Source organism: Nocardia sp. NPDC050406 (assembly GCF_044459025.1).
Lineage (GTDB): Bacteria > Actinomycetota > Actinomycetes > Mycobacteriales > Mycobacteriaceae > Nocardia.
On the sequence record NZ_JBITIM010000005.1, the window covers coordinates 233,624 to 251,262 of the forward strand.

At 69.2% G+C, this 17,639-nt stretch carries 17 protein-coding genes, 1 rRNA gene and 1 pseudogene; 4 read left to right on the forward strand and 15 right to left on the reverse strand.

What is annotated here, in order from left to right; genetic code table 11:
- Positions 1–57 precede the first annotated feature (57 nt).
- On the reverse strand, positions 58–954 hold the full coding sequence (locus ACIBH2_RS32745) for a ParA family protein (RefSeq protein WP_397124711.1): 897 nt from the start codon (positions 952–954) through the stop codon (positions 58–60).
- 375 nt (positions 955–1,329) lie between these two features.
- Between ACIBH2_RS32745 and mihF the strand changes: the two genes are divergently transcribed.
- Positions 1,330–1,644, forward strand: a complete 315-nt coding sequence (mihF, locus tag ACIBH2_RS32750) for an integration host factor, actinobacterial type (protein WP_397124667.1) — start codon at positions 1,330–1,332, stop codon at positions 1,642–1,644.
- A gap of 183 nt (positions 1,645–1,827) precedes the next feature.
- Here mihF and xerD read toward each other — a convergent pair whose 3' ends face one another.
- The 5 genes from xerD to steA all read right to left on the reverse strand — a co-directional run bounded on the left by xerD (position 1,828) and on the right by steA (position 7,490).
- On the reverse strand, positions 1,828–2,763 hold the full coding sequence (gene xerD / locus ACIBH2_RS32755; RefSeq protein WP_397124669.1) for a site-specific tyrosine recombinase XerD: 936 nt from the start codon (positions 2,761–2,763) through the stop codon (positions 1,828–1,830).
- A gap of 118 nt (positions 2,764–2,881) precedes the next feature.
- Positions 2,882–3,544 carry an NUDIX domain-containing protein gene (locus ACIBH2_RS32760; protein ID WP_397124671.1) on the reverse strand — a complete coding sequence of 221 codons (663 nt, stop codon included), beginning with the start codon at positions 3,542–3,544 and terminating at the stop codon, positions 2,882–2,884.
- The gene (locus tag ACIBH2_RS32765) at positions 3,541–5,268 is read right to left on the reverse strand and encodes a CTP synthase (RefSeq protein ID WP_397124673.1); all 1,728 of its coding nucleotides are present in this window, start codon (positions 5,266–5,268) and stop codon (positions 3,541–3,543) included. Before ACIBH2_RS32765 ends, ACIBH2_RS32760 begins: the two co-directional genes overlap by 4 nt.
- Positions 5,269–5,344: 76 nt before the next feature.
- Positions 5,345–6,271 (reverse strand): copper transporter, encoded by a 927-nt coding sequence (locus ACIBH2_RS32770; RefSeq protein ID WP_397124675.1) that lies wholly within the window; start codon positions 6,269–6,271, stop codon positions 5,345–5,347.
- A gap of 7 nt (positions 6,272–6,278) precedes the next feature.
- Positions 6,279–7,490 carry a putative cytokinetic ring protein SteA gene (gene steA / locus ACIBH2_RS32775; RefSeq protein ID WP_397124677.1) on the reverse strand — a complete coding sequence of 404 codons (1,212 nt, stop codon included), beginning with the start codon at positions 7,488–7,490 and terminating at the stop codon, positions 6,279–6,281.
- A 202-nt stretch (positions 7,491–7,692) separates the two neighbouring features.
- Between steA and ACIBH2_RS32780 the strand changes: the two genes are divergently transcribed.
- Positions 7,693–8,112: an SRPBCC family protein gene (locus ACIBH2_RS32780; protein ID WP_397124679.1), complete on the forward strand. Its 420-nt coding sequence runs from the start codon at positions 7,693–7,695 to the stop codon at positions 8,110–8,112.
- A gap of 58 nt (positions 8,113–8,170) precedes the next feature.
- Here the strand turns inward: ACIBH2_RS32780 and ACIBH2_RS32785 are convergent, their stop codons facing one another.
- Positions 8,171–8,422 carry a hypothetical protein gene (locus ACIBH2_RS32785; protein WP_397124681.1) on the reverse strand — a complete coding sequence of 84 codons (252 nt, stop codon included), beginning with the start codon at positions 8,420–8,422 and terminating at the stop codon, positions 8,171–8,173.
- The gene (locus ACIBH2_RS32790; protein ID WP_397124683.1) at positions 8,415–8,837 is read right to left on the reverse strand and encodes an ester cyclase; all 423 of its coding nucleotides are present in this window, start codon (positions 8,835–8,837) and stop codon (positions 8,415–8,417) included. Before ACIBH2_RS32790 ends, ACIBH2_RS32785 begins: the two co-directional genes overlap by 8 nt.
- A 97-nt stretch (positions 8,838–8,934) precedes the next feature.
- On the opposite strand from ACIBH2_RS32790, the gene ACIBH2_RS32795 reads away from it, so the two are divergent.
- Positions 8,935–9,540, forward strand: coding sequence for a TetR/AcrR family transcriptional regulator (locus tag ACIBH2_RS32795; RefSeq protein WP_397124685.1), 606 nt, complete (start codon positions 8,935–8,937; stop codon positions 9,538–9,540).
- A 15-nt stretch (positions 9,541–9,555) separates the two neighbouring features.
- Here ACIBH2_RS32795 and recN read toward each other — a convergent pair whose 3' ends face one another.
- The 4 genes from recN to ACIBH2_RS32815 are packed head-to-tail and all read right to left on the reverse strand — an operon-like array spanning position 9,556 to position 13,462.
- Complete coding sequence (recN, locus tag ACIBH2_RS32800; RefSeq protein WP_397124687.1) at positions 9,556–11,328, reverse strand: DNA repair protein RecN; 1,773 nt, start codon at positions 11,326–11,328, stop codon at positions 9,556–9,558.
- Complete coding sequence (locus ACIBH2_RS32805) at positions 11,306–12,271, reverse strand: NAD kinase (protein ID WP_397124713.1); 966 nt, start codon at positions 12,269–12,271, stop codon at positions 11,306–11,308. The genes recN and ACIBH2_RS32805 overlap by 23 nt, the downstream gene beginning before the upstream one ends.
- Before the next feature lie 14 nt (positions 12,272–12,285).
- Positions 12,286–13,197 carry a TlyA family RNA methyltransferase gene (locus tag ACIBH2_RS32810; RefSeq protein ID WP_397124689.1) on the reverse strand — a complete coding sequence of 304 codons (912 nt, stop codon included), beginning with the start codon at positions 13,195–13,197 and terminating at the stop codon, positions 12,286–12,288.
- A 1-nt stretch (position 13,198) separates the two neighbouring features.
- On the reverse strand, positions 13,199–13,462 hold the full coding sequence (locus ACIBH2_RS32815; protein ID WP_397124715.1) for a hypothetical protein: 264 nt from the start codon (positions 13,460–13,462) through the stop codon (positions 13,199–13,201).
- 133 nt (positions 13,463–13,595) lie between these two features.
- On the opposite strand from ACIBH2_RS32815, the gene ACIBH2_RS32820 reads away from it, so the two are divergent.
- Complete coding sequence (locus ACIBH2_RS32820) at positions 13,596–14,354, forward strand: class I SAM-dependent methyltransferase (RefSeq protein ID WP_397124691.1); 759 nt, start codon at positions 13,596–13,598, stop codon at positions 14,352–14,354.
- A gap of 1 nt (position 14,355) precedes the next feature.
- Here ACIBH2_RS32820 and ACIBH2_RS32825 read toward each other — a convergent pair whose 3' ends face one another.
- The 3 genes and pseudogenes from ACIBH2_RS32825 to rrf form a co-directional block, all read right to left on the reverse strand.
- Positions 14,356–15,288, reverse strand: a complete 933-nt coding sequence (locus ACIBH2_RS32825) for an HAD-IIA family hydrolase (RefSeq protein ID WP_397124693.1) — start codon at positions 15,286–15,288, stop codon at positions 14,356–14,358.
- A 347-nt stretch (positions 15,289–15,635) separates the two neighbouring features.
- Positions 15,636–16,622, reverse strand: a pseudogene (locus ACIBH2_RS32830) (hypothetical protein); the annotation flags it as partial.
- 926 nt (positions 16,623–17,548) lie between these two features.
- Positions 17,549–17,639 (reverse strand): 5S ribosomal RNA (rrf, locus tag ACIBH2_RS32835); the annotation flags it as partial.

Sequence of the window (17,639 nt, forward strand, 5' to 3'; positions counted from 1 at the left end):
GCACAGCGGTATCCGCACCCGGCGTAGCGAGCCCGGGCGCTGAGTCGGAAGAATCGTTCAACGGCCCGACCGGTGGATGACTTCCCGTGCCATGGCCCGATACGCCTCCGCGCCACCGGATTTGGGCGCCCAGGTGGTGATGGGTTCACCGGCGACGCTGGCGTCCGGGAAACGAACGGTGCGCGAGATGACGGTGTCGTACACGAGGTCGCCGAACACCTCGACCACGCGCGTCATGACCTGGCGTGAATGCAGTAGGCGGGCATCGAACATGGTGACAACGATGCCGTACAGGCTCAGCGCCGGATTCAACCGGTCCCGCACCTTCTCCACGGTGTCGTTGAGCAGCGCCAGTCCGCGCAGCGAGAAGTACTCGCACTCCATGGGAATGATGACGCCGTCCGAGCAGGCCAGGGCGTTCACGGTGAGCAGGCCCAGCGAGGGCTGGCAGTCGATGAGGATGTAGTCGTAGCGATTGCGCAGCGGCGCGAGCGCGCGGCCCAGGGTCTGCTCGCGGCCGACCTCGTTGACGAGCTGGATCTCCGCGGCGGACAGGTCGATATTGCTGGGCAGCAGGTCCATACCGTCGACCTTGGTCTGCATCAGCACGTCGTCCACGCCGACCCGGCCGTTGCTGATCAGCAGGTTGTGCACGGTCTGGTCCAGATCATGGTGTGCCACACCGAGTCCCGCCGACAGCGCGCCCTGCGGATCGAGATCGACCAGCAGGACCTTTCGTCCGTATTCGGCCAGTGCAGCGCCCAGATTGATGGTGGACGTGGTCTTTCCGACCCCGCCCTTCTGGTTGCACATGGCGACGATCAGCGCGTCACCGTGGTGGTTGACGGGCGGCGGCTCCGGAACTTCGCGTAGAGGTCGACCTGTTGGTCCTAGCTCCGCGTTGTCCGGCTGCACGTCCGGCGCCTCCCACAATGTCTGCGCGGCGGTTTCGATCCGCTGGCCCGCACCACCGGTAGTCGTCACGTCCGCTGCTCCTTCGACGTTCCTGCCCTAGCCTCGCCGCGCCATGCGGCGAGGTCCCTGTTAGACGCTACCGCCTGTCCGCACCAGACCCAGCTCGGACACGCACCCTAAAGCTGCACTTCAGAGTGGGTAGAGGCGCCTCCCAACGGGAGGCTACCGGTCGCCCGGCATCCTCTCACCGTTTCACCGCTGGTGAGACGCGATTTCCGCGGCGGGCCGCACGAATGCCTCCGATATCGAAAAACGTTGGCGGAGGCGGCCGTTCGACAGCGACCCGACAAGGTGGCGCACACTCATGTTTACTCGTGCCGGAGGGATCGGCTCAACCAGGAGAACCACACGCCCATGGCACTGCCCCCGATGACACCCGAAGAACGCGCCGAGGCCCTGGCCCGCGCCGCCGACGCGCGCCAGGCGCGCTCGGAGCTGTTGCGGCAGATCAAGGCCGGTGAGGTCGGCCTGGCCGAACTGCTCGAACGCGCCACCGACGAGGACCTGATCAAGAAGATGAAGGTGCTCGCCGTGATCAAGGCCCTCCCCGGCGTCGGCCCCGTGAAGGTCGACAAGATGATGATGGCCGCGGAGATTCCCGACAACCGCCGCATGGGCGGCCTCGGCCCGCGCCAGCGCGCCGCCCTGCTCGACGCGCTGGAGCGCTGAGCCCGACATCCTCAGCCTGCCCTGCCGATGTCCTGAATCCCGAGCCGCGGCCGCCGTGCCCGGTGTTCCTCTGGCGCACGCCACTTCACCGTCGCGCCCGTCCAATCGGTGGAGGTCGTCGGTTCCTCGGCCCGCGCGTCTGGAGGGCGCGGTCGCCGCCGCGAGGTTCCGCCTCGAATCCGACTACCTCGCACGCGGATGGGCGGTGGCCCACACCTCGTGCAGGGTGCCGACGGTGACCAGGGTGTAGATCTGGGTGGTGGTCACCGAGGCGTGGCCGAGCAGCTCTTGGACGACGCGGACGTCCGCGCCGCCGTCGAGGAGATGGGTGGCGAAGGAGTGGCGCAGGGTGTGTGGGGAGACCTGGGCGGCGATGCCCGCGCGCTCGGCGGCGGATTGCAGGACCTGCCAGGCGGTTTGGCGGGATAGTCGGCCGCCGCGGTGGTTGAGGAACAGCGCCGGGGTGCCCTTGCCGCGCAGGGCCAGCCCGGGGCGGCCGCGAACGAGGTAGGCGTCGACCGCGGCGAGGGCGGGGCGGCCGATGGGAACCATGCGCTGTTTGCCGCCCTTGCCGCGCAGCACCACGGCACGTTCCTCGGTGTCGATATCGTCCACGTCGAGGCCGATGATCTCCGAGATACGCGCCCCGGTGGAGTACAGCAATTCGAGCAGCGCCCGATCCCGCAGCCCCCGAGGTCCGTCGGCGGCCGCACCCCCGGCCGCCTCCAGCAGCCGCGAAATCTGGTCGTAGGGCAGCGCTTTCGGAAGCCTGCGCGCAGGCGTCGGCGGCTTCACCGGATGCGCGACATCGGTCCCCGTGATCCCCTCCGCCGCCGCGAACCTGTGCAGGCCCCGCACCGCCACCAGCGCCCGCGCCGCCGAACTGGCCGCCAGCGCGGGATGTTCGGCGTCCCCCGCCCGCAACACCACCATGAAATCCCCGATATCGGTCTCGGACACCTCCCCCAACGCCCCGATCCCCCGCGCCGCCAAGAACTCCCGATACCGCCCCAGATCCCGCCGATACGCGGCCAGGGTATTGCGCGCCGCCCCACGCTCCACCGTCAAGTGGTCGAGATAGGCGTCGATCGACGCGGCGGCATCCACGGCACACATCATGGCAGCCACCCCCGACGAACTCGCCGACCGAACACGCAATCGAGACCGCTTGGTATTGAACGGAGATGCGCGAGTACCCGCCGAGCGAGCGCCTCGCCGCCCAGGCCGGTGCGGCGAGCTAGTTTTCGCTGCTTTCGTCCGCTTTGCGGTCCAGGAACGCGGTCGGCATGCCCGGCCAGGGCGCATCGGCGGGGCGCAGGGGCGCGCCGCTCGCGCGGGCCGTCACCAAGGCCAGGACGCCCGCGACGGCGGTGGCGTTGGTGATCTCTCCGGCCAGGGCCTTGCGCACGGCCTCGTCGAGGGGCATGCGGACGATCTCGATATCCGCCTCTTCCAATTCTGGGGTGGGGCGGTCGGTTTCATAGAGGTCGGTGGCCAGGTAGATGCGTAGGGCCTCGTCGGTGAAGCCCGGGGAGAGGGCGACATCGACGAGGACCGACCAGTCGTGGGCCGCGAGGCCCGTTTCCTCGGCGAGTTCGCGGCGGGCCGCTTCGAGGGGATCCTCGCCCGGCTTGTCGAGCAGTCCGGCGGGCAGCTCCAACAGTCGCCGCCCGACCGGATGCCGGTACTGATTGATGAGGACGACGGTGTCGTCGCCCTCCAGCGCCACCACCGCGACCGCGGGATGGTGTTCGATGACCTCGCGCTCGGCGACTCGGCCGCCCGGCATGGCCACCTCGTCCAAGCGCAGCGCGAGAATCGCGCCCGCGTAGACGGTGCGGCTGTCGACTACGTCGAACTCATGGGTGCCGGGGGCCGATTCGCTGTGCTCGAAGGTCATTTCGATACTTTCTCACCCGCTTCGGCCACCGCCGCCTCCGGGATCTCCACCGGAAGCCGTTCGGCCGCCTTGTATTTCAGCGCCGCCGCGATGAGCGCCGCGAACAGCGGATGCGGGCGGGTCGGGCGGCTCTTGAGCTCCGGATGCGCCTGGGTGGCCACGAAGAACGGGTGCTTGTCCTGAGGTAGCTCGACGAACTCCACCAGATGGCCGTCCGGCGAGACGCCGCTGAACTTCAGACCGCTCTTGGCGATCTTGTCGCGGTAGGCGTTGTTCACCTCGTAGCGGTGCCGGTGCCGTTCGGACACCTCGGTGGTGCCGTACGCCTGCGCCACCACCGAACCCTTGGACAGGACCGCGGGGTACGCGCCGAGGCGCATGGTGCCGCCCAGATCGGCCTCACCGGCCACGATCTGTTCCTGATCGGCCATGGTCGAGATGACCGGATACTTGACGTCGGGCTCGAATTCGGCGGAGTTGGCGTCGGTGAGACCCACCGACCGCGCCGCCTCGATCACCACGCACTGCAAGCCCAGGCACAGGCCCAGCAGCGGAATGCCATGCGTGCGGGCGTAGCGGATCGCGCCGACCTTGCCCTCGATACCGCGAATGCCGAAGCCGCCCGGAATGAGAATGCCGTCCACATCGGAGAGATGCTCGCGGGCGCCCGCCTCGGTCTCGCACTCGTCGGACTGCACCCAGCGGATGTTCACCTTGGCGTGCGAGGCGAATCCGCCCGCGCGCAGCGCCTCGGTGACCGACAGGTAGGCATCGGGCAGATCGACGTACTTGCCGACCAACGCCACGGTGACCTGCTCGCGCGGGTTGTGCACCCGGTCGAGCAGATCGCCCCAGATGGTCCAATCCACGTCCCGGAAGGGCAGTCCCAGCTTGCGCACCACGTAGGCGTCGAGGCCCTCGCGGTGCAGCACCTTGGGAATGTCGTAGATGGACGGCGCGTCGGGGGTGGAGACGCAGGCGTCCACATCCACGTCGCACATGAGCGCGATCTTGTTCTTGAGCGGCTGCGGCACCTCGCGGTCGCAGCGCAGGATCAGCGCGTCGGGCTGAATGCCGATATTGCGCAGCGCCGCCACCGAGTGCTGGGTCGGCTTGGTCTTGAGCTCGCCGGAGGGGCCCAGGTACGGCACCAGGGTGACGTGCAGGAAGAAGCAGTTGTCGCGACCCACCTCGTGGCGGATCTGTCGGGCCGCCTCGAGGAAGGGCTGGGACTCGATATCGCCGACGGTGCCGCCGATCTCGGTGATGACCACATCCGGGACCTGCCCGTAGAGGTCCGGTCCCGCCATGGCGGTGATCCGGTTCTTGATCTCGTCGGTGATATGCGGAATCACCTGGACGGTATCGCCGAGGTATTCGCCGCGGCGCTCCTTGGCGATCACCGTCGAATAGATCTGGCCGGTGGTGACATTGGCGTACCCCGACAGATCGCGGTCGAGGAAGCGTTCGTAATGCCCGACGTCCAGGTCCGTCTCCGCGCCGTCCTCGGTCACGAACACCTCTCCGTGCTGGAAAGGGTTCATGGTGCCGGGATCGACATTGAGGTACGGATCCAGCTTCTGCATCGTGACGCGCAATCCGCGCGATGTGAGCAGCTGGCCGAGGCTGGAGGCGGTCAGGCCCTTACCGAGTGATGAGGCGACTCCGCCGGAAACGAAGATGTGCTTCGTGGCCGCGCGCGCCGGAATCCGTGATTGACCCACGGGACTCCACGGTAACACGGATCCGCGGGCCTGTTCACCCGCCGCGCGGACCGATCGCCGCCGATTAGCTATCAGTTCAGCGTGGCATGGCCGCGACTGTGAGCGAGGTCGCCTTCGCGCCGGTGCCGTATCGCCCGGTGCCACCGCTCAGCTGCTCGGTCAGGCCGAGCGCGGTGGTCATGCGGCCGATCTCACGGTCCACATTGTCGACGGTGGTGACCGTTGCCAGGGGGGCTTCCTCGCGCGCCACCGAGATGGGTCCGGAGCCTTCGGCGGCGCCCTGACGACCGGCCAGGACGACGCCCGCGCCGCGCGCTTTCAGGCCCCCGGCGAAGCGGGCGATGATGGTGCCGCGCTGATTCTCGTCGGCGCGCACGCCGTCGCCGGTGACGACCACGGCGAGATTCCCGGGCCGCACCTCGCCGACCGGGTTGAGAAAGCCGCCGCCGCGCAGGGTTTCGAGGGCGAGGCCGCGTTCCTGATCGGACCCGCGCGGCGCGCCGTTGGCCGGATCGGTGAGCAGCAGCAGGCCGAGCACATCGCCGCCGAGGCTGCCCTGATCGGTCGCGCCCGTACCGAGCTGCGCGCCCGCGGGCACCAGATTCGCGAGCGCCGTGCGCAGCCGGTCACCCTCGGTGGAGTCGGTGAAGGCATTGGTGAGCGCGACCTGTCCGCTCACCGTGGCACCGGCGGTGGTGAGCGCCTTGGTGACCGAATCCACATCGGAGAGTTCGGCATCCGGGGTGGTGAACACCACGACACCGCGGTTGGCGAGCGCGCCGCCGAGCAGTTTGGGCGCCGCGCCCGCCAGGAACGCGTCGGAGGCCCTCAATTGCTCTGCGAGTCGGGCGTTCTCGGCGCGCAGGTCCTCGGCCTGTGCGCCGCCCTCGCCGATTCCGGGCAATAGCCCGTCCGTCTGCGTGCGGGTGCCCAGCACCACGCCGACCGCGAGGGCCAGAAAGACCGCCGCGATCGAAACCGCGTGGTAGCGAAGCGAAATCATGCGTCCCCTAGATGCGTTGGTCGAATAGCCCGCGAACCCACAGCTCGAATCGGTTCCAGGTGTCGATACCCCAATCGATCGCCGCGCCGCCGGAGCGGGTGGCCAGCAGCGCCACGATCAGCGCCACCAGCGCGGCGAGCACCACCAGCGCCACCGCCCAGCCCGAACCGCCGTGACGGTACAGCGCGGCAACGGCTTTGGCGTCCATGAGTTTGGTGCCGAGTTTGAGTCGGGTGAGGAAGGTGGCCGGATTGGAGTCGCGGCGGCCGCGGTCGAAGAAGTCGTCGAGGGAGGCGGCGGCGCCGCAGGTGACGATGAGCGCGGCCCCGTGGTGCCCGGCCAGCAGCAGCGCCAGGTCGGCGGCCGCGCCCGAGGACGGGAAGGTGGTCGCGCCGATACCCAGATCCTGGATGCGCTCCAAACCCTTGGCGTGGCCGTCGGTATCGGCGGGCAGGATCACCTCGGCGCCGCATTTGAGCGTGGTGGCGGTGATCTCCTCCGGATCGCCGACAATGAGGTCGGGCTGATATCCGTTGCGGGTCAAGGTATCCGCGCCGCGGCCGACGCCGACGAGGATGGGCGCGTACTCCTTGATGAACGGTTTGATGCGTTTGAGGTCCTCGGCGTGGTCGGACCCGTCGGCCACCACCACGACATGCCTTTTGCGCATATCGATTCGGAGTTCGGGGACGCCGATTCCGTCGATGAGCAAACCGCTTTCGGTGCGGATGAACTCGATGGTGTTGCCCGCGAACGCTTCCAGGTGATCGGCGAGACCGTTGCGGGCCTCGATCATGCGCTCGGCGATCGAGGCCTCGGTGAGCTCCACGCACTCGACCAGGACCTCGGGCTCCTTCTTGATCAGCTTGTCGCTGTAGACGATTCCGTCGTCGACGCGTACCTTGGTGCCGTCCTTGAGACGGCTGAACACATCGGTGCTGACGGTGTCGAGGAGCAGAATCCCGTTGGCGACAAGGACTTCCGGCCCCAGATTCGGGTAGCGGCCCGAGATGGACGGTGACGCGTTCACCACCACCGCGACCCCCGCCTCGACGAGGCGGTCCGCGGTGAGGCGATCGAGGTCCATCTCGTCGAGCACCACGATGTCGCCTGGGCCGACGCGTTGCAGCAGACGCCGGGTATTGCGGTCGACCCGGGCAATCCCGGACAGCCCGGGCAGCGTCTCGGTGGGCTTCGACAACAAGGCCAACATCTTCATAACGACCGATGATCACCCCAAAGTCTCAACCATTGGTGGAGGCGCGCCGTCTCCCCACCCGACCCATTCGTCACAGTGATGACAGGATTTGGCCGATTCGCCCAGTGCCCGTTACCGGTGGTACCGATATGCTCCGGACGAAGCTGTTCCGGACATACAGGGGATTCGGTATGGCAGCTCGACACAAGGAGACATCGCAGTCATGGCCAGTACCACCGTCGACACCGTTATCGCCGCGCCTCGGGAGACCGTCTACAAGCTGCTCTCCGATCGCGATGCGCTGAGCGCGTATCTGCCCATTCAGATCTCGCTCGTCACGCCGGGCGCGGGCAGCCCGTCCGGAGTGGGCGCGCGGTACAAGCTCGGCGTGGGTGGGCTCGGCGTCACCGAGGAGACCGTCGAACTGGTGCCCAATGAGCGCATGGTCTACAAGATCGTGGCGGGGGCGCCGGTGAAGCGCCACTTCGGCACCATCACCTTCGCCGATGCGCCCGGCGGCACCCGCGTGGTCTACACGATGGATTCCGAGCCGAGCCTGCCCGTTCCGGCCAAGGCCCTCGAGGTGGGTCTGAAGGGCCTGATCAACGCGCTGCTGAGCGGCGTCCGCAAGGCCGTCAAGTAGGAAAGCGACGATCGAACGGCCGGTGCCGCCCGGCCGTTCGATCGTCACACCCCCGGCTTCATCTCGGCTGGACCCACCACGATCCCGGCCCGCCGACACATTCGTAGTCGGCCCACTCACCGCGCTCGATACCCCGATTCCCGCGCGCGAGACACTGGCTCTCCTGCTCGAACGGGCCCAGCGATTCCTTGGGCTCGGACTCCCGCATCGCCGCACTCCCCGCATCGGCGATGGGCTGGGCCCCGGTCGCACCTGCGACTCCCGCGACCAGACACCCGGCGACCACCGCGACCGCGACCGCCCTACGCATGGGCGCTCGGCGCGAGCTGCGACATGATGGCGGCCATATCCAGCCAGACGTTCTCCCGGCTGATCCGCCCGTCCCGGAATTCGCAGACATGCAGAATCCGGAAGTTCAGCGGCCGGTTTCCACCCGGAATCCCCATGAACTCGCCGGTCACCCGGCCGTACCAGTGCGAATCGTCGACGAAGAAGTCCTCGCCGTAGTACCGCCGCTGGGTTTCGAATTTGTCCTCCGCCAAGGCCCCGAACAGCGCCCGATAGCGCCGCGCGATGGCCTCCCTGTCGGTCAACAATCCCTCCGGATCACCCACGGCGTCGTGCTCGGCGTCGTCGGTGAGCGTCTCCAGAATCGCCTCGACATCATTGTTCGCCTCCGCCGCAACATGTTTGGCGAAGATCGCGTCCATCTCGTCCTTGGTCATCACAGCTCCTCCCGGCTTTGTGAGATTCTGCTATCTTCGTGAGATGAGTGTCTCACGTCAAGAGAAATTTCTCACGAGTGGTCGACAGAATCAGAAGATGCGCACTCGCGAGGCCCTCCTCGACGCGGCGATAGCTCTGGCCAAGGACGGCCGCTCGCCCTCGATCCCCGAGGTGGCCGAGGCGGCGCGCGTCTCCACCGCCACGGCGTACCGCTATTTCCCCAACCCGCAGTCGCTGTGGGCCGATCTCGCCAGCCGCGAACAGACCCTGCGCGGCGACTTCTTTCGCGTCGTGGAGGAGCTGACCGGCGACGACGCGGAGCAGCGCATCGATACCGTGGTGCGGCGCACCGCCGAGATGCAGCTGGCCGACGAGGTGCTGTGGCGGACCGTCCTGCGCGCCACCCTGGACCGCTGGTTCGAGCAGCAGGAGCTGCCGGAATCCGAGCGGGTTCCGGTACGCGGCACCACCCGCCTCGAATTGGCCCGCGCGGCAGTGGAACCGCTCGCCGACCGACTATCCCCGGCGCGGCTGGACCGCCTCGTTCACGCCATCACGCTCGTCTTCGGCGTGGAGGCCCTGGTCAGTACGCGCGACAGCTGCGCCCTCGATCCGGAAGGCGCGGCCGATCTCATGGTCTGGTCGGCGCGCGCCCTGGTACGGGCCGCGCTCGCCGAAGCCGAAGCGCCGCACACCGATTGAGCGGTTCCGGCGCGATCAATCCGCCGCGCCGACCTTTTCGGCGTGCGCGGTGGTGAGCAGCTCCCAGGCGTGGGCGCGACCGGTCTCGGTATCGCCGAGACCCGCGAGCATGCGGGCGAGTTCGGCGACGCGCTCGTCCTGGGTGAGCGCCCGGACACCGGAGTTCACGCCCTTGCCGTCGTCGACCTTGTCGACCACCAGGTGGGTGTCGGCGAAGGCCGCGACCTGCGGCAGGTGGGTGACCACGATGACCTGGTGGGTGCGGGCCAATCGGGCCAGGCGGCGGCCGATCTCGACGGCGGCGCGGCCGCCGACACCGGCGTCGACCTCGTCGAACACCATGGTCGTGCCGTGATCGGAGCTGGCCAACACCACCTCGAGGGCGAGCATGACACGGGAGAGCTCACCGCCGGAGGCGCTCTTGCTCAAGGGCAGCGGCTGCGCGCCCGAGTGCGCGGCGAGCCGGAACTCCACCTCGTCCACACCGGTCGACCCGGCATGCAGTTCCTGGCCGTCCACCGTCAGCGGCGCGGAATCCTGGGCTCCGGCCACCAGCGGACGCACCACCACCTCGAGTTTGGCCCGGCCCATGGCCAATCCGGACAGCTCCGCGCTCACGGCACTGGCGAGCTTGCCCGCCGCCTTGGTGCGTGCGGTGGTGAGCTTGCGGGCCGCTTCGCGCACCTTGTCCGCGGCGGTATCCACCTCGGCCGCCAACGCGGCGAGCGCCTCTTCCGAGACGTCGAGGGATTCCAGCCGCGTGCGCGACTCCTCGGCCCACTTGATGACGCCGTCGATATCGGGGGCGTATTTCCTGGTGAGCGTTTTGAGTTCGGCCTGCCGGGTGAGCATGGTGTCGAGCGCGCCGGGGTCGGACGGCAGATCCGAGAGGTAGGAGCTCAGCTCGGTGGTCAGATCCACCACCACCGAGATGGCATCGCCCAGGCGCGGAGCCAGCGCGGCCAGCGCCGGATCGTCGGCGGTCTCGATGCGGGCGCGCGCGCCGCCGAGCAGGTCGAGCGCTCCCCCGCCCTCACCGGGCGTATCGGCGGGCCCGGCCAGCGCGTCGTGCGCCGCCGCGGCCGCCTCGCGCAGCGAATCCAGGTCCGAGAGCCGCCGGATCTCGCCGACCAGGCGCTCGTCCTCACCGGGTTCCGGTGCGATGGCGTCGATTTCGTCGAGCGAGTATTTGAGCCGGTCCGCCTCGAGCGCGAGTTCCCTACTGCGCGCGGTGCGTTCGAGCAGCTCATTGCGGGCGTCGAGCCATTTGCGCCGTTCCTTCTGGTACTTGCGCAGCAGCGAATCGACGGTGTCGGAGGCGAATTGGTCCAGGGCGTGCAGCTGCTGGTCGGGCCGCTGCAAGCGCAGCTGGTCGTTCTGCCCGTGCACCGTGAGCAGCGGCGTCGTGAAATCCGACAGCACCGAGGCGGGTACGCTGCGCCCGCCCAGGCTCGCTCGCGAGCGGCCGTCGCTGCCGACCGTGCGCACCGCGATGATGCTGCCGTCCTCATCCCGTTCCGCCGCAGCGGATTCGAGAACTTCGTCCACTGCGGTGCGCGCGCCCTCGTGCACCTCGTCGACGGTGAACCGCCCCTCCACCACCGCCCGCGACGCGCCCAACCGGACGCGCCCGGCGTCCGCGCGCGCACCGCTGAGCAGGTGCAGGCTCGTCACCACCATGGTCTTGCCCGCGCCCGTCTCACCGGTCAAACAGGTCAAACCCTCATGGAATTGCGCTGTGGCGGTGGAAATGACGCCCAGGCCGTCAATCCTGATCTCTGTCAGCACTCGTGCTCTCCGTTCGCCGTCGGCCCCGCCAGCCTGTCACGGGCAACTGGAATTTGCGCACCATCCGGTCCGCGAAGGGTGCGGAATCCAGCCGCACCAGCAGTACCGGTTCGGCCCCTCGGACCGCCTCGACCCGGCCGCCCCGCGGCAATGCGAGGGTGCGTCGACCGTCGAGGAAAACTATCGCATCATGGCCCGTCGCGGCGGTCTCCACCGCGATGAGCGAATCCGGGCTGGTCACCAGCGGCCGCGCGAACAGCGCGTGCGCATTGCTCGGAATGACCAGCAGCGCTTCGAGTTCGGGCCAGACCACCGGGCCGCCCGCGGAGAAGGCGTAGGCGGTCGAGCCGGTGGGGGTGGAGATGAGCACACCGTCGCAGCCGAAGGACGACACCGGGCGGCCGTCGACCTCGAGAATGACCTCGAGCACGCCCATGCGCGCGCCGTTCTCGATACTGGCCTCGTTGAGCGCCCACCCGTATTCGGTGACGGTATCGTCCACGCGCACACTGACATCGATGGTCATGCGCCGTTCGACGGTGTAGTCGCCGCGCACCACCTGCGCCAGCGCCTCGTCCAGGTTCTCCGCCTCGGCCTCGGTGAGGAATCCGATGCGGCCCAGGTTGATTCCGAGCACCGGCACGGCGGCCTCGCGGGCCAGTTCGGCGGCGCGCAGGAAGGTGCCGTCGCCACCCAGGGCGAGCACCATCTCGCAGCCGGTCGCCGCGTGCGGCCCGTGTTCGGTCACCCGCACCGGATAGCCGTCGGGCCGTCCCTGGTCGTCGGTGTCGAATCGGGTGCTGTACGCCTCGTCCTCGAGCACCCACAGCCCGATGCCCGCGTCCTCGAAGATCTTCGCCACCCGGTGCGCGGTCTCGGTGAGCTCGGCCCGGCCCGGATGCGCGACCAGCAGAATCTCCCGCGTCGCACCGGATCCGGACACACCACTCGCAGTGTTCACTGCGGACCCTCCTCCACCGCGCGCTCGATGAGCGCCGCCACCCTCGCTTCCTCGGCTGCATCGTATGCGGAGGCGGTGACAGGTGCCCGGTCGCCGCCGTCCTCGGCATCGGCGGCCTCGCGGTTCTTCGCCGCGAGACTCGACAGATCGCCAGCGGATTCCTTACGCAGCCACAGGAAGTACTCGACATTGCCGGACGGTCCGGGCAGCGGACTCGCCACCACGCCGCGCGTGCGCAGCCCCAATTTCGCGGCGGTGGCGGCGACTTCGCGCACCGCTTCGGCGCGCAGGGCCGGATCACGCACCACGCCACCGGATCCCACGCGGTCCTTGCCGACCTCGAACTGCGGCTTGACCATCGGCAGCAGGTCCGCGCCCATCGCGCAGCACTGCGCCAGCGCGGGCAGTACCAGCCCGAGGGAGATGAACGAGAGGTCCGCGACCACCAATTCGACTGTGCCGCCGATGAGTTCCGGGGTCAGGGCGCGCACATTGGTGCGATCGTGCACCAGTACCCGGTCGTCGTTCTGGAGTCGCCAGATCAGCTGGCCGTAGCCCACATCGGCGGCAACGACCTCCTTCGCGCCGCGTGAGAGCAGCACATCGGTGAAGCCGCCCGTGGACGCGCCCGCGTCCAGGCAGCGTTTGCCCTCGACGCTCACGCCCTCGGGTTCGAAGGCCTCCAACGCGCCCAAGAGCTTGTGCGCGCCCCGCGACGCCCACTGCACCTCATCGGGCTGTTCCCGCACCAGTAGCGGGGTTCCGGCCTCCAACGCCGTCGCCGGTTTGGTGGCGACCGTCCCATTGATCAGGACACGGCCCGCGTTGATCAGCTCGACCGCGTGTTCCCGCGACCGCGCCAACCCGCGGCGAACCAGTTCCGCGTCCACTCGCGCGCGCCTGGCCACCTCAGATCTTGTCCACCGTTGCCAGGGCCTGCACCAACACCTCGTGCGCCTGCTCGAGAATGCGGGCCCGCCGCTGAATGTCGGTGCCCTCCCCCGCCGAATCCCGTGCGCCCGCGGTCAATTCCGCCAACAACTCCTCGACCTCCGCGCGCACCTTGTCGGGGTCGGCGAACTCCGGCTGATTCGCACCCGGCAAATGTTGACCGGGCACCGGCACCCCCGGACGGGGACCGGGCGCAGGCGCATGCGGGTTGGGCGTGGACATAGTCATCGTGGCGACAACGCTACCCGAACTCGTATTCGAACACACGTACCGCTCCCCTCCGATCCGGCCGCCGACCGGGCGGGCGACGGCGCGGTGCGAAAACCGGTTGCCCGGGTCTGCCAGGATCGGAGAAATGGGACGGAACTTCGAAGAGCTCGTGGCGGAGGCCGAGTCGGTGTCGGTGGATGGGTGGGATTTCTCCTGGCTCGAGGGGCGAGCCAGCGAGGAGCGGCCGTCGTGGGGGTATCAGCGGCGGCAGGCCGAGCGGTTGGCCGAGGCGCGGGCGGCGTTGGATATTCAGACCGGTGGCGGCGAGGTGCTCGCGGAGGCGGAGAAGTATCCGCCGACGATGGTGGCGACGGAATCGTGGCCGCCGAATCTGGTGAAGGCGACGCGGTTGCTGCATCCTCGGGGCGTGGTGGTGGTCGCGGATCCGGACGAGCCGCCGTTGCCGTTCGCCGACGAGGCGTTCGATCTGGTGACCAGTCGGCATCCGGCCACTATTTGGTGGTCGGAGATCGCGCGGGTGCTCGCGCCGGGCGGCACGTACTTCGCTCAACATGTCGGCCCGGCAAGTGTCTTCGAGCTGGTGGAGTACTTCCTCGGCCCGCAGCCGGAGGCGCGCAAGGGGCGCGACCCGGAGACCGAGGCCGCCGAGGCACGCGCCGCCGGGCTCGAGATCGTGCAGTCGCGGACCGAGCGGTTGCGCATGGAGTTCCGCGATATCGGGGCGGTGATCTACTTCCTGCGCAAGGTCATCTGGATGGTTCCGGGATTCACCGTCGAGCAGTACCGCGACCGTTTGCGCGAACTGCACGAGCGGATCGAGGCCGAGGGGCCTTTCGTGGCGTATTCGGCGCGCACGCTGGTCGAGGCGCGCAAACCCGCCTGAGTCAGGCGTCCTGCGCGGCCGGTGGCGGCGCGACGACGAGGGCGCGGCCGGGGTGCTGGCGCAGCAGGTCGGCAATGCGGTCGACCAGGTCGCCGTCGCCCTCCACCAGGGGCGCGGTGTCGACTACCGGATGGTTCAGGGCATCGAGGGATTCCGCGATGTAGGTGGGGAGGCGGTCGGATCGTTTGCGCAGATCGTCGAGCGTGCTCACGCCGGTGAGGACCATGAGGGATTCGAGACCGGCGGTATGCGCGCCGTCGATATCGGTGTCGAGGCGGTCGCCGACCACCAGCGCGTCACGTGTCTGGGCGCGAGTGAGGGCGTCTTCCATGAGCGGGGCGTAGGGCTTGCCCGCGACCATGGGTTCCCGCTCGGAGGCGGTGCGCAGGGCGGCGACCATGGAACCGTTGCCGGGGGCTAGGCCGCGTTCGTTGGGGAGGGTGGCGTCGGTATTGGCCGCCACCCACAGCGCGCCCGCGCGCAGCGCGTAGGCCGCCTCGGCGAGATCGGCCCAGGCGGTCTGCGGGTTGTGGCCCTGCACCACGGCATCGGGAGCCGCGCCGTCGAAGCGGCGGATGGGTTGCAGGCCAACGGCTTTCACCTCGGCTACCAGGTCGTCGGTGCCGACGACGAGCACAGTGGACCCCGGGGCGAGCCGAGAGGCGAGCAGGTGCGCGGCCGCTTGGGCGCTGGTCACCACCTCGTCCGCGCTGGCGTCGAAACCCAATTCGCGCAGATGCTCGGCCACGGAGGTGGCGGAGCGGCTGGCGTTGTTGGTGACGTAGAGCAGGCGCTGGGTGTCCTCGGGCGTGCCCGCAAGGGCCTGTGCCGCACCGGGTATCGGCTTGTGTCCGCGAAAGAGAGTGCCGTCCAGGTCGAGGAGAAGCGCGCCGAACCGGCCCCGTAGCCGCATACCGAACCCCTTACTGCTCATACGAATCCGGCACCGTGGCGAAGGCCACGGTGCCGGTGTTCCTACTGTTCGTCGTCGAAATCCTGGTCGGAGCGCTTGTCCGCGGTGGGCTTCGCATCACCGAAATCCGCTGCCACCGCGTCCTCGGCGGCCTCCACATCCGCGACGGCATCGGCCAGCGCGGCGGTGTCGCTATCACCAGAGGCGGGGGTGCGCGGCGCTTCTTGTGCCGAATCCGCTTCGTCGGCCACGCCGTCGCCTGGCAGATCGTCGGCCGAAGCCTCCGCGTCCGAATTGCCTTCGGCCGCCTCGTCTTCGGTGTCGTCGTCCTCGTCGTCGAAGGCCTCGTTGGCCGCCCACTCCACCGAATCCGGGTCCGCCAGCTCGGCGGCGCGCTCCTCGGCGTCGGTCTCACCGTCCACGTCGGCCGCGGCGGCGTTCATGAACCAGGTCAGCGCCTCTTCGCCGCGGTCGGCGGCCAAGAGCGCCTCGGCGTAGGCGTAGTCGAGGCGTGCCGCGGCGGAACCGGTGCGCGCGGGATCGAGTTCGGGGGTTTGCAGGGTGACCACGGCCTGGTCGTACTGGCCGAGATCCATGCGCGCGCCCGCGACCACGATGCGCAGTTCGGTGGCCTCGTCGCCTTGCAGCGCCCTGGCCTCATCACTGCGACCGAGTTCGATGGCGCGCTCCGGACGGCCCAGGCCACGTTCGCAATCCGCCATGACGGCCAGCAGACCCGCGCCACCGGACATCCGGCGCGCGGTGCGCAGCTCCGACAGCGCCTCGGCCCATTCACCCGCGTGATAGGCCGCGACACCGGCGGTCTCGCGCACCACCGCGATACGACCGGCGCGCTGACGCGCCGCGCGGGCATGTTCGAGAGCCAGCTCGGGGGCCTCGTCGAGCAGGCGCGCCACCATCACCAGGTGGCGGGCCACGGTCTCGGCATTGCTCTTGTCCAGGCTCAGCAGATCGCGGCGCACCGCGGGTTCGAGATCGCTGGCCTGCACGTCCTCGGGCAGATTCGGCTCATCGGGCCGCGCCGGACGCCGCTCGCCGCCACGCCCGCCCGCGTGCGCGCCTTCACCGCCACGACGCCGATCACCAGAGTCCCGCGCGGGCCCGCGACGCTCGTCGTTGTCGCGCCCGAAACTCCGACGCTCACCGCTGTCCCGACCGAAACCACGGCGCTCGCCGCTGTCGCGCCCCGGTCCGCGCCGCTCGTCATTGTCACGGCCGAAACTCCGGCGTTCGCCGCTGTCGCGACCGGGCCCGCGACGCTCATCGCTGTCGCGCCCGACATTGCGTCGTTCGCTGTCGCGACCGAAGCTCCGACGGTCGTCGCCCTCGCGGCTCGCGCCACGGCGGTCGTCGTTGTCGCGCCCGAAACTCCGGCGCTCACCGCTGTCGCGGCCATAGCCGCGGCGCTCGTCGCCACCTCGGCTCGCGTCGCGACCCGAGCCGCCCTTGAAGCCGCCCTCGCGCCGCTCGCCGCCGAAACCACTGCGCCCGAAGCCTTCTCGCTCGCCTTGACCGCGCCCGTAACCGCGTCCCGAGCTCTCGCCCCGTCCCGCGTTGTCACGGTTGAACCCACCACGGGTGCCGCTGTCGCGACTGTCGCGCGAAAAGCCGCCGCGACCGCCGCCGCGCTCACCCTCGCGTCGGAAACCACCGCGATCACCTTCACGGCGCGGTCCACGATCGTCGTCACGGCGGAAACCGCCACGGTCGCCGCCCTCGCGACGGGGGCCGCGATCATCATCACGACGGAACGAACCACGGTCGTTGTCGCGGCGCGGACCGCGGTCATCGTCACGACGGAAACCACCGCGATCGCCTTCGCGGCGCGGTCCACGGTCATCATCGCGACGGAATCCGCCCCGCTCGCCCTCTCGACGGGGGCCGCGGTCGTCCTCGCGGCCACGGCCGCCTTCACGGTTGTAGCCACCACCGCCACCGCGGTTGAACCCGCCGCCGCGGGGGGCCGAGGAGCGGCCCTCGTCGCGTCGATCACCCGCGCCGTCACGTCCCGAACGGTTGCCACCGCCCTGGCCCGATCCGCTGCTACGGCGGAACGGCTTGCGACCGTCGTTCTGCTCCGACACGGTGATCCCTCTCTAGTCTTGTTGCCTGCCGTACCCGGCCGCGGCGCTGCGCGTGAGGGCCGACGGTTGGTGCCCGCCGACCTAAATTCAATCACGCACCGTCGAGCGACCTCGCGGTGCCGGGTGCTGAAACGCCGAAAGGGGACCCAGTGTTGGGTCCCCTTTCGCGAAGGATGTTCCGGCGGTGTCCTACTCTCCCACACCCTGTCGAGTGCAGTACCATCGGCGCAGGTGGCCTTAGCTTCCGGGTTCGGAATGGGACCGGGC